Source organism: Arthrobacter oryzae (genome assembly GCF_037911235.1).
Classification (GTDB): Bacteria; Actinomycetota; Actinomycetes; order Actinomycetales; family Micrococcaceae; genus Arthrobacter; species Arthrobacter oryzae_E.
Genome location: NZ_JBBLYW010000021.1, coordinates 149,401 through 163,683, shown reverse-complemented (window position 1 = coordinate 163,683; position 14,283 = coordinate 149,401). Strand labels below are relative to the sequence as shown.

General features: G+C 65.2%; 16 protein-coding genes. 9 read left to right on the top strand and 7 right to left on the bottom strand.

Features of this window, described 5'->3' with window-relative positions; all coding sequences use genetic code 11:
• Nucleotides 1–260: 260 nt before the first annotated feature.
• The 3 genes from WMN78_RS07060 (at nucleotide 261) to WMN78_RS07050 (ending at nucleotide 2,164) form a co-directional block, all read left to right on the top strand.
• Complete coding sequence (locus WMN78_RS07060; RefSeq protein WP_340532854.1) at nucleotides 261–1,424, top strand: glycosyltransferase; 1,164 nt, start codon at nucleotides 261–263, stop codon at nucleotides 1,422–1,424.
• Nucleotides 1,425–1,502: 78 nt separating this feature from the next.
• Nucleotides 1,503–1,769 carry a type II toxin-antitoxin system prevent-host-death family antitoxin gene (locus WMN78_RS07055; protein ID WP_340532853.1) on the top strand — a complete coding sequence of 89 codons (267 nt, stop codon included), beginning with the start codon at nucleotides 1,503–1,505 and terminating at the stop codon, nucleotides 1,767–1,769.
• Nucleotides 1,766–2,164: a type II toxin-antitoxin system VapC family toxin gene (locus tag WMN78_RS07050; protein ID WP_340532852.1), complete on the top strand. Its 399-nt coding sequence runs from the start codon at nucleotides 1,766–1,768 to the stop codon at nucleotides 2,162–2,164. Before WMN78_RS07055 ends, WMN78_RS07050 begins: the two co-directional genes overlap by 4 nt.
• 79 nt (nucleotides 2,165–2,243) lie before the next feature.
• Here WMN78_RS07050 and WMN78_RS07045 read toward each other — a convergent pair whose 3' ends face one another.
• The 4 genes from WMN78_RS07045 to WMN78_RS07030 form a co-directional block, all read right to left on the bottom strand.
• Nucleotides 2,244–2,999, bottom strand: a complete 756-nt coding sequence (locus tag WMN78_RS07045; RefSeq protein WP_340532851.1) for a ZIP family zinc transporter — start codon at nucleotides 2,997–2,999, stop codon at nucleotides 2,244–2,246.
• 388 nt (nucleotides 3,000–3,387) lie between these two features.
• Nucleotides 3,388–4,146 (bottom strand): hypothetical protein, encoded by a 759-nt coding sequence (locus tag WMN78_RS07040; protein ID WP_340532850.1) that lies wholly within the window; start codon nucleotides 4,144–4,146, stop codon nucleotides 3,388–3,390.
• Nucleotides 4,147–4,148: 2 nt separating this feature from the next.
• The gene (locus tag WMN78_RS07035; RefSeq protein WP_340532849.1) at nucleotides 4,149–4,412 is read right to left on the bottom strand and encodes a hypothetical protein; all 264 of its coding nucleotides are present in this window, start codon (nucleotides 4,410–4,412) and stop codon (nucleotides 4,149–4,151) included.
• 205 nt (nucleotides 4,413–4,617) lie between these two features.
• Complete coding sequence (locus WMN78_RS07030; RefSeq protein WP_340532848.1) at nucleotides 4,618–5,112, bottom strand: hypothetical protein; 495 nt, start codon at nucleotides 5,110–5,112, stop codon at nucleotides 4,618–4,620.
• Between the two features lie 229 nt (nucleotides 5,113–5,341).
• Between WMN78_RS07030 and WMN78_RS07025 the strand changes: the two genes are divergently transcribed.
• Nucleotides 5,342–6,022 (top strand): haloacid dehalogenase type II, encoded by a 681-nt coding sequence (locus tag WMN78_RS07025; protein ID WP_340532847.1) that lies wholly within the window; start codon nucleotides 5,342–5,344, stop codon nucleotides 6,020–6,022.
• A 26-nt stretch (nucleotides 6,023–6,048) separates the two neighbouring features.
• Here WMN78_RS07025 and WMN78_RS07020 read toward each other — a convergent pair whose 3' ends face one another.
• Nucleotides 6,049–6,216, bottom strand: a complete 168-nt coding sequence (locus tag WMN78_RS07020) for a helix-turn-helix domain-containing protein (protein ID WP_425341129.1) — start codon at nucleotides 6,214–6,216, stop codon at nucleotides 6,049–6,051.
• A 143-nt stretch (nucleotides 6,217–6,359) separates the two neighbouring features.
• Here WMN78_RS07020 and WMN78_RS07015 point away from each other — a divergent pair, with 143 nt between their 5' ends.
• On the top strand, nucleotides 6,360–7,388 hold the full coding sequence (locus tag WMN78_RS07015) for a Gfo/Idh/MocA family oxidoreductase (protein WP_340532846.1): 1,029 nt from the start codon (nucleotides 6,360–6,362) through the stop codon (nucleotides 7,386–7,388).
• Nucleotides 7,389–7,486: 98 nt separating this feature from the next.
• On the opposite strand, the gene WMN78_RS07010 is transcribed toward WMN78_RS07015, so the two are convergent.
• On the bottom strand, nucleotides 7,487–9,118 hold the full coding sequence (locus tag WMN78_RS07010; protein ID WP_340532845.1) for an alkaline phosphatase D family protein: 1,632 nt from the start codon (nucleotides 9,116–9,118) through the stop codon (nucleotides 7,487–7,489).
• Nucleotides 9,119–9,199: 81 nt separating this feature from the next.
• On the bottom strand, nucleotides 9,200–10,291 hold the full coding sequence (locus WMN78_RS07005; RefSeq protein ID WP_340532844.1) for a hypothetical protein: 1,092 nt from the start codon (nucleotides 10,289–10,291) through the stop codon (nucleotides 9,200–9,202).
• Nucleotides 10,292–10,422: 131 nt separating this feature from the next.
• On the opposite strand from WMN78_RS07005, the gene WMN78_RS07000 reads away from it, so the two are divergent.
• The 4 genes from WMN78_RS07000 (at nucleotide 10,423) to WMN78_RS06985 (ending at nucleotide 14,275) form a co-directional block, all read left to right on the top strand.
• Nucleotides 10,423–10,725: a DUF1905 domain-containing protein gene (locus tag WMN78_RS07000; protein ID WP_340532843.1), complete on the top strand. Its 303-nt coding sequence runs from the start codon at nucleotides 10,423–10,425 to the stop codon at nucleotides 10,723–10,725.
• A gap of 140 nt (nucleotides 10,726–10,865) precedes the next feature.
• Nucleotides 10,866–11,213, top strand: coding sequence for a hypothetical protein (locus WMN78_RS06995; RefSeq protein ID WP_340532842.1), 348 nt, complete (start codon nucleotides 10,866–10,868; stop codon nucleotides 11,211–11,213).
• 382 nt (nucleotides 11,214–11,595) lie between these two features.
• Complete coding sequence (locus WMN78_RS06990; protein ID WP_340532841.1) at nucleotides 11,596–13,398, top strand: SARP family transcriptional regulator; 1,803 nt, start codon at nucleotides 11,596–11,598, stop codon at nucleotides 13,396–13,398.
• Between the two features lie 391 nt (nucleotides 13,399–13,789).
• On the top strand, nucleotides 13,790–14,275 hold the full coding sequence (locus WMN78_RS06985; protein ID WP_340532840.1) for a hypothetical protein: 486 nt from the start codon (nucleotides 13,790–13,792) through the stop codon (nucleotides 14,273–14,275).
• The last annotated feature ends 8 nt before the right edge of the window (nucleotides 14,276–14,283 follow it).

Genomic DNA, 14,283 nt, shown 5'->3' with positions numbered 1-14,283 from the left:
CCCCGCCAACTCAGGGAAATCCGGCCGTTGCACGCTCTCCGAGGGGCCAACCAGGCTAAACAGGGCTTCTATGAAGTGGGTCACGCCCCGCCACTCAGCGGAAAACCCTCTGGCCGAGGCCTTCCAGGTGCCACTACTGTTCGGCTCTGTCCCGGCCCGGCCCGGGCGACTAACATCCAGCAGTACCGGTGCGATCACTGCCGGTATTGCTGCTGCCGGACAGTGCAGGACGGCAGCAGGTAAAGCTTGAGGAGGACCCAATGTCGAATTTCCTCTTCGCCACGCTCGACGCGGGCGGCAACCTTCCCCCGGCCCTCGGCATCGGCCGCGAGCTGTTGCGGCGGGGGCACCGGGTCCGTTTCCTCGGGCACGCCCAGCAAGCGAAGGCAGTAGAGGCTTCCGGCGCGGAATTCATCCCCTACCGCCACGCGGCCCCGCTGGAACCGGCAGTGGCCGCACCGGCACACCGACAGTTCGCGGCCATGCTGAACGTGTTCAGCGACGCCGGCATCGGCCGCGACCTCGTGGAGGAGGCACGGCGCGAGGTGCCGGACGTCGCCGTCGTCGATTGCCTGCTCCTGGGCGCGATCGATGCCGCCGCGAAGGCGGGGCTGCCGCAGGTGGTGCTGGTTCACAGTTTCTTCGCCTTCTTCGACGGCCCGTTTCGGCGTGGGCCCATGGGCGCCGTGCTTTCACTCAAGGGACTGCCGCCCCGCCGCGTGGTAGGGCGGGCGGAACGGGTATTGGTCTGCTCGGACCGGCTGCTGGATCCGGCCGGCTCGCGGGACGGCGGCGCTTCCGGGCTGAATCATCGGGGCAGGGTGGTGTGGTCCGGGGCCGTGGTGGATGACGTCGGCTCTGAAGCCGGGCCGCCATCGGCCAACGGGAGTCCGCCACGGGTACTCGCCAGCCTCAGCACCACTGCGTTTCCCGGGCAGCAAGAGGTGTTGCAGAGGATCCTGGACGCTGCGTCCGGACTGTCCGTGGAACTGGTCATGACCACCGGCCCGGCCGTGGATCCGGCGAACCTGTGGGCCCCGGCGAACGCCTCCGTGCACCGCTATGTGGAGCACAGCCAGATCATGCCGGGCTGCAGCGCGGTCATCGGCCACGGCGGTCACGCCACCTCAATGCGTGCACTGGCCCACGGCCTGCCGGTCATGGTCCTGCCGATGCACCCCATGCTGGACCAGCGCATGGTGGGCAAGGCCATCAGCGATGCGGGGGCCGGGGTGCTCCTGAACCGCAAGTCGTCGCCGGAGCAGATCAGCACCGCCCTCACCGCACTGCTGGAGTCGGACAGCCACCGCAAGGCCGCGGCAGTAGTGGGCGCCCGCCTCCGCAAAGCTGCCGGCGCCGAGGCAGGTGCGCAGGTTCTCACCAACCTTGCCGGCCGCATTGGCCCGGACAGCGGCAGCCGGTAAAGGCCCCGGTTCATGCACCCCGCCGGACCCTTCCTGCTCCAGCCACAGATTGCTACGATTGCTACGGAGGAGGCCGCCATGACAACCATCCCGCACCGCGAACTGCGCAACCAGAGCAGCAAGATTCTGGAGCGTGTGAAGAACGGTGAAATTATTGACGTGACCAATAACGGGGAGATCGCGGCCACGCTGATCCCGCCGTCGGTCTCCCCCTTCGAGCGGCTCCTTTTAGCGGGCCAAGTCAAGCCGGCGTCCACCGCCGTCGTCGATTTTCAAGCCCTACCACGCGTAGCTGCGGCAAACAGCACGGCGGAAATCCTGGCGGACCTTCGCGGGGACCGTTGATCATCTACGTTGACACGTCAGCAGTCCTGAAGCTGGTGGTCGAGGAGGAGGAATCTTCCGTGGCCGCAGGGTATTTTTCCAACGCAGCCGGCCGAGGCGACCACCTTGTGGCTTCCATGCTCGTCTACACGGAGCTTCACTGCGCAGCTCACCGGCGCGGACTCCCCAGCGGCCTCGTCAATACCGTATTGGGCGGAATCAACCTGCTTGACGTGGCCCGCACAGACCTCATGTACGCGGCCGCGTTGCCCGGACGGCTGCGTAGCGCAGACGCCATTCATCTGGCGGCGGCCATCCGGCTCCAGGCCGACGTTTTGGTTGCCTACGACGGCGAACTGCTCGCGGCCGCAATGGACGCCGGCCTCAACGTCATATCCCCCGGCAGGACTGCCTAACGCGGAGTAGCCGGAAGGCAGGAGCTGATCGACTGGGACTGGGCGCTGGAGCGGCCCAGGCCGCACGGAGCTGCGAGCCCTAACCGCCCACGTGATGAATGGTGAAGGCGGACAGAAATCCCACGGACGCCACGAGTCCGGTGAGGTTGTGGTGCTCTTCGAAGGCCTCGGGAATCATGGTGTCCGCGAGCATGGCCAGGATGCCGCCGGCAGCTACGGCGGTGATGAACGCCACGGCCTCAGCGGGTGCGTTCTCCAGCGCCGTGTAGCCCAGCAGGGATGCGAGACCGCAGAGCACCGCGATGCCTCCCCAGACGCCGAAGACATATCCGGCGCTTCGGCCCGCCTTTTTCATACCAGCCGTGCTGGACAGGCCTTCCGGGACGTTGGAGATGAAGACGGCGGCCAGCATCGCCGGGCTGACGGTTCCGGCAGTGATCAGCCCCAGGCCGAGGACCACGGATTCCGGAATGCCGTCCAGGAGGGCGCCGACGGCGATCGCCGTGCCGCTGCCCGGGCTGTCCTTCTCCGAGGGCTGCTGGCCTTTGGACCGTTTACGGTGCTTGGCGCCGGAGCGTGCCAGGAGGGCGTTGGCGCTGACATAGACCACGGCACCGGCAAGGAATCCGGCCACCGTGGGCCACAACCCGCCGCCGTCCACTGCTTCGTCCACCAGCTCGAACGCGAGCGCGGAGATCAGGACACCCGCGCCGAAGGCCATGATGGAGGACACCAGCTTCGGAGGGATGGTCCACTTCCACGACAGCCAGGAACCCAGCACCAGCGCCCCGCCCGCCAGGGTTCCCCAGAACATGGCCTGCGCCCACATCGGCATGCGTACCGCCTTCCGCGGCCACGGGGCCCGGCTGCAAAAATAACAGTGCCGGACGCTGAGCCGCCCGGACACCTCCAGCATTGTTGCAGACTCCGGCGGCAATCCAGTTCTCCAGCACGGTACCGACGGAAAAATTACGAACGACGCCGGGCGGCCTGCTTTCGGGCCGGCAGCACGGACCCCTGCCATGGCTCCGTCAGCCCGCCCCGGACGGCACCCATCACCCCTTGAAACCTGCCTCGCCCGGCGTCACCGAACACCCCGGCCTGTACGCCGTGGGGCTGCCATGGCTGACCGGCACGGCTCGTCGATCGTGGCCGGCGTTGGCCGCGACGCCAGGTTCATTGCGGAGCACATCGCCGCCCGCTGATGCGGCAGCAGACGTGGGTTATCCGGCGCAGAGCCCGTCGAAGTCCACCGGTGCGGCCAGTCCGGCCGCGCTGAACCATTCCGTGGCCCATGCCTGGACCGAAGGCAGCGCGAGCTGCTCGGCCACGAGTTCCGGCGGCCCGTCGAACACCGACTTTCCCTCCTCCAGATATTCACCGGTGCTGCTCCCGGCCAGTAGCCCGAAGAGCGCCGGCTGGTCCACGAAGGGGAGCTCCCCGCCGTCGCCGTCGGTCAGCACGCCCCAGCGCGAGGTGAACAGTGAAAAGTCCTCCGGACGGTCGCCGAGGTCGAGCGCGAGCGGGCAGGCGCCGGCGTCGAGCTGTATCCGGCGGTAGTTGGGCTCCGACTCGTCAAGAGCCAGCAGCTGGAGGTCGTCCAGCCAGGAAACCCACACCGTGGTGCACTCCCCCGGCCGCGGATACGGGGCTGCCGCGATGTAGCCGGCCTTGCTCACGTGCGCGGAGTGGCCGACGGCGATGTTGCTGAGCCGTCCGCGGACCAGCGGCAAAACCGGGCTGACAGGTTGGTGGTAGGCCGCGAACTTCCGCCGCAACACGTCTGCGCTGGCATTCGAGCCGATGGAGAGCACCAGGGAGCGGGACTCCAGCGGTGCCGCGTTGGCGTCGGCGAGGGCTTCATCCAGGCCAGCCAGCTCAAGGGGCAGGAAACGCTCGCCGTCCATGACACCCGAGGACTCGGGCGGATCCCACGGATACAGCAGCGGATCGAGCCGTTCGGCGCCGGCGGGCTCCTTCAAGGTCAGTCACCCATGCCCGGATGGACGGGGACAAAGTCGATCTTGTTTCCGGCGCCGGTCTTCTTCGGCGAGCGCGAGAAGCCTTTGGCGTCCAGGTGGTTTTGCGCACGGTATTCGGCCAGGGCGTCGTCGTAGGCCTTGTTGAGCCTGCCGCCGGATAGCTCCTCCGTGGTGCCGTCGGCAAAGGTGACGGCGACCCGGACTTTTTCCGGGAAGTGCCGGCTCATCCGGATAAAGCCGTCGGTGTCCTGCTGCAGATTGATCAAAGTGGGGTCCGCTTTCGTGGGTGCTGTAACTTCCAGTGTCCCGCACTTCCGGGCGGCGCGGGGCGTGGCCGGAGCGAAAAAGCCCGACGGCGGAGCGGTCAGCGCTTGAAAAACCCAAGGCCCGGTTGGGGGAACCGGGCCTTGGGCGTTTCAGGGGCCGGCCCGCCCGGAGCCGGCCGTTCAGTGCCGGCCCCTTTGGCGGGCGTCAGTTCGACATTGAAGTGACGCCGCTGTTGTACCAGCCGGTGTACGGCGACCAGACGCCGTTGCTGCCTTCCTGGAAGCGGACCTTCTGGTAGACCTCCTCGTTGCCGATCTCGCCGTCCACCAGGGTGCGGATGTTGGAAATGGTCACTGTGCCGCTGTACTGGTTCAGGTGGCGGCTGAAGTACGACGTGCCCAGGTGGTCGTCACCGTTGGGCCAGTCGTCCTCCTCCCACCGCTCCTGCGTGATGTTGATGTAGCGGTCGGTGTTGCAATAGACCTGGACCCGGTAGTCCACCAGCTTCACGCCGGCGGAGTTGTGGCCGGCAAAGACGGGCCGGAGCGGGGTGACCGAGCAGGCGTAGTTGGTGCCGGCCGCCTGCGCCGGTGCAGCCAGGGCGAACGGTGCCGCCACCGCCCCGAGCCCGATTGCGGTCAGCAGCGCCACCTTGCGGCGGACGGGGTGGGACTTCTTGGTGTTTGATGCGTTGAACATGGGGGTGCTCCTGAGGGGAAAGATGCGAGTGATGAGGTGCCCTGCCCGGAGATCCCGGGCTTCGGATTGAGCTTCGGATCCGCCGGGATTCCCCGCGCGTTCCGATGTATCCATGGTGGCTCCGGGCACCCCTCCCGCACTTCCGTGCTAGCACGGTTTCTACTCGTCAGTATTCTGCGCGGAGGCGGCAGACTTGGACGGGAACTATGCACCGCAACGAGGAGGATCCATGACCACAGCCATGCCAGTTATTGTCTTTGACGTCAACGAAACCCTGTCTGACATGTCTCCCATGGGGGAACGCTTCCGGCAGGTCGGAGCGCCTTCTGAACTGGCCAAGCTCTGGTTCGCTACGCTGCTGCGCGACGGGTTCGCGCTTACTGCCAGCGGAGACAACAGGCCATTCGCCGCCATCGGCGCCGATGTACTCCGGGAGCTCTTCGCCGGGGTGGAGGTCACCCGCCCCGTGGAAGCAGCCGTCGAACACGTCATGGGCGGCATGTCCGGCCTACGGGTGCATCCTGATGTCCCGGACGGTATCAGGGCACTCGCAGCGGCCGGGTGCCGGCTGATCACACTCAGCAACGGCTCGGCCCGGATCGCCGGGAAGCTGCTCGGCGAGGCGGGAATCCGTGACCAGTTTGAGTTGCTGCTTTCGGTCGAAGATGCTCCCGCGTGGAAGCCTGCCCGGGCATCCTACGAATATGCCGCCGCCGCTTCCGGAGTTGAGCCGGTCAACATGCTGCTGGTCGCAGTCCACCCCTGGGACATCCACGGCGCCGCCCGTGCCGGGCTACGGACAGCGTGGCTGAACCGGGCCGGAGCAAGCTACCCGGCTCACTTTGAGGTTCCTGAATTCTCAGTCACCGCCCTGACCGAACTTCCCGATGCTCTGGCAGCAGCCCGCTGATAACTCGTAATGCAACGTGGCGGTGATCATGCGGTGCTCCGGGCGGTTTCACGCAGGAGGTCACGGTCCTGGATGACAATGCGCCCCCTGCCCTGGCGGATGGCCTTTCTGGACGTAAGCTCACCCATGACCTTGCTGGTGGCCTCCCGGGAGGCGCCCAGGAGGCCGGCGAGCTGCTCGTGCGTCAGATGGATGACCCGCGCCTGGCCGTTCAGTAATCTGCGCTACACAGCAGAAAAGAGCCTGAGACCCTCCCATATTCGCAGAGTTTGTTCTAACATAAGGACAAACTCGCGCAGGTATGAATAAACACCCTCACGGGGACGAAGGAGATCTTGTGAAACTTGGACTTGTTGGATTCGGCTTTGGCGGCCGGATCTTCCACGCACCGTTCATCACGGCCGCGGACGGGGTGGAACTCGCGGGCATCGTCACCCGCTCCCCCGTCCGCCGCGCCGAGGCTGCGGAAGAGTACCCGGACGTCCCGCTCTACGATTCCCTCACCGACCTGCTGGCAGCCGGTGTGGATGCCGTGGTGATCACCACGCCGCCGGAGACGCGCCGCGAGCTCGTCCTGGAAGCCATCAAGGCCGGCGTCCATGTGGTGGCGGACAAGCCCTTTGCCCCGAATGCGGAGGTGGGGCGCGAGCTGGTGAAGGCTGCGGCCGACGCCGGCGTGATCCTCAATGTCTTCCACAACCGCCGGTGGGACACGGACATCCGCACGCTGCGCGCGGTGCTGGAGTCCGGCGCCGTGGGTCAGGTGGCGCGCTTTGAGTCCCGCTTCGACCTTGACCAGCCCGACACCCTCGAAGCCGGCCCGGCGGGCGGACTGCTGCGCGACCTCGGCAGCCACCTGGTGGACCAGGCGCTGTGGCTCTTTGGGCCGGCCGCCAGCGTCTACGCCGCTCTCGACTGGGTGGACCTGGACGCCGGCCGCACCGACTCCGGCTTCTTTGTGACGATTGCGCACCGGAGCGGGGTAAAGTCCCACGTCTCCGCCACCAAGAGCAACCGGCTGGTCGCGCGGGAACTGCGGCTGCTTGGCTCCGAGGGAAGCTACGTCTCGCAGCAGGCCGACGTGCAAGCCAACGCGGCCATATCGGGCCGGCGCCCGGCGGACGACCCCGCGGGCTGGGGCTACGAGGAAGAATCCCGCTGGGGAGCGCTCACGACGGCGGCAGGCGCCACCCGCGTGCCGTCCGAGCAGGGCGCGTATCACCGCTACTACGAGCAGTTCGCGCTGGCCGTTGCCGGTAAGGGACCCGAGCCGGTCCCCGGCGCCGAGGCTGTCCACACGCTCGAGGTGTTGGACGCTGCCCGGCTCAGCGACGCGGAATCACGGTCCGTGGACCTCGAGGGCTGACCTGCCTTCGAACGGAAGAACTCCCGACGGCGGGAGGCCGGCAGCGCTTGCCGGCCTCCCGCCGTCGTACTCTCCTGGTTGTGCTTCCCGATGCCGGGTCAGCGCGCCGGCTGAAGCTCCTTGGTCCAGAGCACGGTGCCGTTGGCGTTGCGGAGGCTGACGGTGAAGACGTCGTCCTCGTTCAGGTCCACGTGGCCGAAGAACTGGTTTTCTCCGGTGCGCGGGGACTGGTTGGGGTAGGCGCCGGTCTTGTAGAACGCCCGCTCGGGGCCGAAGGTGCCGTCCAGTTCGCCGGGGCCGAAGCTGCCGGCATTGATGGGGCCGGCCACGAATTCCCAGAAGGGGTCGAAGTCGGTGAAGCCGGCGCGCTCGGGCGAGTAGTGGTGGGCGGCGCAGTAGTGGACGTCGGCCGTGAGCCACACCACGTTTTTAACCCGGTTGCGCTTCAACGCCGAGAGCACCCCGGCGATCTCCAGTTCCTTGCCCAAGGGGGCGCCGGCGTCGCGGTTGGCGAGGGATTCCTGATTGACCGGGCCGTCGGGGACGATCAGTCCCAGCGGGAGGTCGGCGGAGATGACCTTCCAGGTGGCCTTGGACTTGCTGACTTCCTTGATGAGCCACTCGGCCTGTTCCTGGCCCAGGATGTGGGTGAGGCGCGTTTCCTTGCCGTCGGTGTTGGCGTCCTTGAAGGTGCGCATGTCCAGGCAGAAGACGTCCAGCTGGGGGCCCCGGGAGATCTTGCGGTAGATGCGGGCGGGTTCGAAGCCGGTGCTGCCGTCGCCAATCCGGGTGTTGAGGCCGGAGACGGGCTGGTATTCCTGCCAGGCCTGGCGGCCGCGGGCGGCGAGCACGTCAATGCGGCGTTCGGTGTAGCGGGCGTCGGTGATGAGCTCCCCGGCGTACCAGTTGTTGTGGGTTTCGTGGTCGTCCCACTGGGCAATCACCGGCACCTCGGCGTACATGGCGCGGACGTTGCGGTCCATGAGGTTGTAGCGGTGCCGGCCGCGGAACTCGTTGAGGGTCTCGGCCACCTTGGACACTTCCTCCGTGACCAGGTTGCGCCAGATCTGCCCGTCGGGCTCGGTGACCTGCGCGGCGATGGGGCCGTCGGCGTAGATGGTGTCGCCGGAGTGGATGAAGAAGTCCGGTTTGGTGGCGTGCATGGCCGCGTAGCCGCGCATGCCGCCGATCTCCTCGTTGATGCCCCAGCCCTGGCCGGCGGTATCGCCCGTCCAGACGAAGCTCTGCTTGCGCGGCGCGCGGCCGCTGCTGATGAGCCCGGTTCCGGGCGCGGTGCTGAAGGAGCCCTGCGCGGTTTCGCCGGCGTTGCCGTCGGCGTCCTCGAAGTGCAGGGTGAGCGCGAAGCGGGTGCCGGCCGGGAGGTGCTCGGCGTTAATCCGGGAGGTGAAGTCTGTTGCTTCGCTGGCGGCGCTCCCCCGCAGGACCCGCTGGAAGGCCTTGCCGCCGCGGAGCGGGGCGCCCTCTTCATCGACGGCGAGCAGGCTGGCCACCAGCCGGCCAGGGCCCGACGCGCGGGACCACAGCACGCCGGAATCGGCGGTGACATCGCCGGTGGCGATGCCGGACGGGAGGGTCAGGCGGTTGCGGACCAGCGCGACACCGGCAGGGCTGGTTGCGTGCGCGGCACCGGTTGCGGCGGGTACGACGGCGGCAGCTCCGGCGGCGGCAAGGGCACTTTTGAGGACATTTCGGCGGGTGAAAGCAGTCATACTGCTTATCGTTGCCGTGGCGGGTGAACCGTTGGTGGCGGGGGTGTTACGCCAGAGCGTCCGCCCCAAGAGTTTCTACCCTCAGCCCTCTGGCGGGGGGAGCGGCGCCATCCAAAGAGCTAAGAGAACGACCACAACCATAATGGTGCATGCGACCGCCAACACCCACACCGGCGCATGCTTTTTGTGCATAGCCCAGGCGGCAATTGCGAGGGAAGTAGGCAGCAGGGCTGTGTAAGGCCACAGTCCCGCAGACCACTCCTTGAGTTCTTCCAGGTTATTGGCACCGTATAGGGAGAAGATCAAACCGGGAACGCCAACTGCGATCGACACTGCGGCTACGATCCAGTTCAGCTTGGCTTGCGCATCTGCTTCCGAGGCGGATGAAATGCTCGACGCCGCGGTCAATAATGACCGCACGTACTGGGATTCCTCCCGTAATTGCTCCTCAAGAGACTGACAATGACGGGTTGCTGCGTCATGGTGTTCTGTCCACTCCGGGAAGACGAAATCAGAGGCCTCAACCTGCCGAAGGATTTGTGGATCGCGATGTCTGCGGTAAGCGTGATAGACATCCGATTCGGGAATCCAGAGCCATAGCCCTTCTCTGACCGAGCGCCGAGCCTGTTCAGTGCACTTTCCGATAATAATGCTGAGCAAGGTCAAACTTGTCACGATTCCCGAAGTCGACCCTCGCGGAGGATCGATTAGCTCTCGCTCCAAGTCGTAACGAAGTTCCCTGAGTTTGCTCAGCGCATCTAAGGAATCCTCGGCCAATCGTTTTGAGACTTTTGCCGCGCATTCTTCGTTTTCAGCGGATAAAGATGCGCTATCTGTGAAATCCGTAATCCTGGCCTTAAGCTGAGACTTCAAGAGGGCCAGTTGTGAATCATCAGGCTTGCACTCCCTCAAAGTGCCCTTGGCGTTTGATTCCGCTTCCTCGTCCAACCACACGCGCAGGTCAGTGACCTTGCCCTCTTGGACGAAAATAGCCGTACTTCCAGCAAACACATGCCGTGAGGAACCGCCTTCGATAATGGCCAACAGCGGTAAAACACGGAGAGTACCATCCGCCATGTCGAGCAACTCCCTTTGGAGGTCCTTACTCGCGGGTCGCCTATCCCTAGAGATGGCTATTTTCGGTTCCTCATCCAAGAGATCTGCATTTCCCATGCGCTCATTCAATCAATGAACGCAGCAAAGTCCCGGCACCTTCCGATTGGCAGCGTGGTCCAAGTTTTTCGTCTCGACGGTGGATCGGCTAGGAGCGTCTGTCGAAACCCGGCAGGTGCCATACTCAAAGCGTGACGTCGTATTCGTTCCGTGGCGGGCTGTGGCACTATCCGGAGGAAGCCGGGTGGCATTTCATCACGTTGCCGCAGGACCTGGCGGACGAGATCCGCGACGAGGCCGCGCCCTTCCGTAAGGGATTCGGTTCGGTGAAGGTCACGGCCTCGATCGCCGGGAACAGCTGGTCCACGTCGATCTTCCCGGACAGCAAGAGCGATTCGTACCTGCTTCCGGTCAAGAAGGCCATCAGATCCGCGGCCGGCATCCGCGACGGCGATGACGTGGACGTGGATCTTAGCTTGGAGCTTGAGGGCTGATTTGGCTGCCGGACACCGTCATACGGAACACTTACCCAAGTCTCTATGCCGCGTCTTTCCGCAGGACTATCATGCAGGTGCACGGCGGCCGTTGGACCCGCGCCGCAACATTCTGAAGCAACTGCGTGGAAGGAACTGTCATGGAATGCATCACCTGGTTCGCGCCGATTTTGCCGGGAAAACTCGACGAGTGGAAGTCGCTCATCGAGGAGATTGAAGGCCCCCGCAAGGAGGACCACCGGCGTTCCCGCGAGCGGATGGGCCTGACACGGGAAGTTGTCAGCCTCATGCAGACCCCGCAGGGCGACTTTGCCTGCCTGTTCCACGAAGCCGAGGATCTGGCCAAGTCCTTCCAGGCGGCCGCGAACTCAGACGATCCGCACGATCAATGGTTCGGGGAGAAAATCCAGGCAATTCACGGAATCACTTCCGAGATGCTGACCGGCCCCCTCCCGGCGTCCCTTGCTTTCGATTTCAAGGCTGGCTGAGCCACGGCGAACGTCGTTAGCAGCGCACGACGGCGGGATGCCGGCAGCGATTGCCGGCCTCCCGCCGTCGTACTTTCGCGGTGGCTAAGCTGTCGGACCCAGCTAGATCCGCGGCGATGCGTATGGCGCGCTGGGAAGGTTGCCTGCCGTCCACGGCGCAGTGGAACGAATGTCGGGCAGGTGGCCCCGGCCGTCGGTCAGAACGGCATGGACGGTAACGCTGAGAACCCAGAGTCCAAATAGCAGGAAGCCGAGCAGTTCCATGGTGTTGCACCTCGAGTGAGTGTGTGCGGATAGGGTGATTTCAGTGTGTCCGGCAGGCGTGTGAGCAAGCGTGTGAACCCCGGAGACGCCGTCCAGTCCTCGGCGTACCATGAGCCGTATGGCCGAGAAATGGATTCGGCTCCTCGGTCCGCCACGGATCGAGTCCCCCGGCGTGACTCCCCCGCAGCCCAGAGGCCGCAAGGCCTGGGCCGTGCTGGCCTACCTCGCCCTGCAGGCGGACGGCCTCGGCCGCTCCCGCACGGCGGCGCTGCTGTTTCCCGATGCTGAGGATCCCCTCGGCGCCCTGCGCTGGAACCTGTCCGAGCTGCGCCGGACGCTCGACGGCGTGGCGGTGGCCGGCGATCCCCTGCGGCTGACGCTTCAGCCACCGTGGCGCTGCGATGCGCTGCAGGTGGTCGACTCGGCCGGAATCCCCGGCATCGACCCGCGACGCTTCACCGGCCAGTTACTGGAAGGGCTCTCGTTCGCCGATTCCCCCGTCTTCGATTCGTGGCTGGCGGACCAGCGCTACCGTCTGGACAACGTCGTCCAGTCCTTGCTGTACGAGGCTGCGTTGGCCGCCCTGGCTTCAGGCGCTCCTGGCGAGGCTGCGGAGCTGGCGGCGCTGGCGCTGCAAAGGGATCCCTTCCACGCGGACTGCAATGCCGTCCTGGTCAAAGCGTTGGTGGCTCTGGGCGAGCACCGCCGGGCACGCGAGCATGTCACTAAATGCGGCAACCTCTACCGCGATGAGCTTGGGTTGCCGCTGCCCGCGGAAGTACGGCGGGCGCTATCCGATGCGGCTCCGGAACCGGACCCCGGACTGCCGGCCACCGTAGCCACTGCGCGGTCCTATCTCGACGCCGGCGGTGCCTCACTCTGGGCGGGCGCCGTGGACCGAGGACTCGATCAGCTGCGGCTCGCGGTGGTGCTGGCCCAGCGCACCGCGGATTCCCATTTGATCGCCGAGTCGCTCGTGACGCTGTCCGGTGCGCTGATTCACCAGGCGGGCGGCCGCGGCGCCGAGGTGGCGGACTTCCTGCACCGCGCGCTGCAGGCGGAAGGGCCCGACGGCGCCTCCCGGACTGCCGCCGCGGCCTATCGGGAGCTGGGCTATTTGTCCGTTCAGCGCGGTGTCCCGGACCGTGCGGCCGGGTGGCTGGACCGTGCGATGCGGGCTGCCGAGGGATTCCCTGACGAACAGGCCCGGATTCTGGCGATCCAGGGGATGCTGGCGTCGGATACGGCGAGGTACGGGGACGCCGTCACTGCGCTGACCGAATCCGGACGGCTGGCCCTCGTGGTCGGCAACCGCCGGCAGCAGGCGTTCAGCGAGGCGCTGCTTGGCCGGGTGCACCTGCTCCGCGGGGACTTGGACAAGGCAGCCGCCTGCCTCGACCGGGCGTTGGTTTGGATTGCGGAGGAGCACTGGACGGCGTTCGAGCCGTTCGTCGACGGGGTCCGTGGCGAGACCTACCTGGCCGCCGGAAGGCTGGAGGAGGCCGCAGCCATGATCGACCGGTCCTGGGTGATGGCCGATCTGGCCGGCGACCACTGCTACATGGCGTTGGCGGCGGGTGCTGAGGCGCGACTGTTCCTGGCTCACGGCGATCTCGCAGCGGCCGAGCATTGGATAAACCGGGGGCTGGAACCCAAGCCGTGGTACCTCTGGTACTCGGCCCGGTTGCTTGATACCGCAGCGGAGGTGGCCATCGCAATGGGCTCACCGCGGGCAAGCAAGTTCGTGGAGCGGCTAGCCGAACTGGCCAGCCGCAGCGGAATGCGGGAGTTCGTGGTGCGGGCTCAGTCCCACCGGGCGGTGCTCGGCGATGAGGCCGCGGCGCAGACGGTGCCCTGGCTGGCGAAGGAGATCGACAATCCTGCGCTGGACGCGTTCCTTGCCGCACGGGGACAGCTTTAGGCTCCCTCGGCTGCGGACGGCGCCAGAATATCGATTTTGCTATTTCGTCACACAATTATGTTGTTAAAGAAGTGAACAAATGAGCGCCGATTTCGTCGTGAGCAATTAGTCGCGACTCTGAAAAAAGTTCTATTCTAAAATCGCTGAAATAACTTCCACTGCCGTCCCAGAAGGCACTACTATCCTGCACCTAAGCATCTTTCAAAGACGTTGATGCTGAGAGTTGACACTTACTTTCGGGTAAGTCGAGTGGGTGAATGTTCCTGGGGTGACTCATTCGCGTCGTTCTCCATAGAGAATGCGCACTGATTGAATGTCTGGCCGTCATAGTGTGCGCAGCAAGTGACTCGAATGAAATGCGCACTGCTCAACTCAATGGAGGGAATTCCCCATGAAGAAATTGCTTGTTCTGATAACTACTATGCTGGGGCTGATCATAGGCGCCAGTCCCGTCGCAGCCGCACCGGCACAGCCTCCGGGCAAACCGGGAGAACTCTTCACGGTCACATTCAACGGCGTTTGCACCTTCCCCGTGGAGGCAACTGTTTCTGGGAAGTTCAAGGACGTTTTGCTCGACAACAAGACCATCTCTGTCGCACCTGGGCAAAAGGTGACACTTTCGGCCAATGGCAAGACCCTCGATTACGTCATCACCGGTGTTCGCCGAGAGGTGCAGCTGGCGAACGGAGACTACCTCTCGACCGTGACCGGTCAGAATCTACTTTTCAACTACATAGGAGCTTCCCAAAAGGCGGGATTCTGGTTCGTCGTAGGAACCTTCCATTACACCCTCACCGAACCTAACGGCGCCGAGGTAGAGCCATTCAATGCGGACGGTCCCGGTCAGGTGACAGACGTCTGCTACCTACTTAAGTAGCTCAAAAG

Bases quoted from the DNA above. Each gene is read 5' to 3' on its own strand.
- WMN78_RS07060 (WP_340532854.1), top strand. From the start codon at position 261: ATGTCGAATTTCCTCTTCGCCACGCTCGACGCGGGCGGCAACCTTCCC.
- WMN78_RS07055 (WP_340532853.1), top strand. From the start codon at position 1,503: ATGACAACCATCCCGCACCGCGAACTGCGCAACCAGAGCAGCAAGATT.
- WMN78_RS07045 (WP_340532851.1), bottom strand. From the start codon at position 2,999: ATGCCGATGTGGGCGCAGGCCATGTTCTGGGGAACCCTGGCGGGCGGG.
- WMN78_RS07030 (WP_340532848.1), bottom strand. From the start codon at position 5,112: ATGTTCAACGCATCAAACACCAAGAAGTCCCACCCCGTCCGCCGCAAG.
- WMN78_RS07025 (WP_340532847.1), top strand. From the start codon at position 5,342: ATGACCACAGCCATGCCAGTTATTGTCTTTGACGTCAACGAAACCCTG.
- WMN78_RS07010 (WP_340532845.1), bottom strand. From the start codon at position 9,118: ATGACTGCTTTCACCCGCCGAAATGTCCTCAAAAGTGCCCTTGCCGCC.
- WMN78_RS07005 (WP_340532844.1), bottom strand. From the start codon at position 10,291: ATGGGAAATGCAGATCTCTTGGATGAGGAACCGAAAATAGCCATCTCT.
- WMN78_RS06995 (WP_340532842.1), top strand. From the start codon at position 10,866: ATGGAATGCATCACCTGGTTCGCGCCGATTTTGCCGGGAAAACTCGAC.
- WMN78_RS06990 (WP_340532841.1), top strand. From the start codon at position 11,596: ATGGCCGAGAAATGGATTCGGCTCCTCGGTCCGCCACGGATCGAGTCC.
- WMN78_RS06985 (WP_340532840.1), top strand. From the start codon at position 13,790: ATGAAGAAATTGCTTGTTCTGATAACTACTATGCTGGGGCTGATCATA.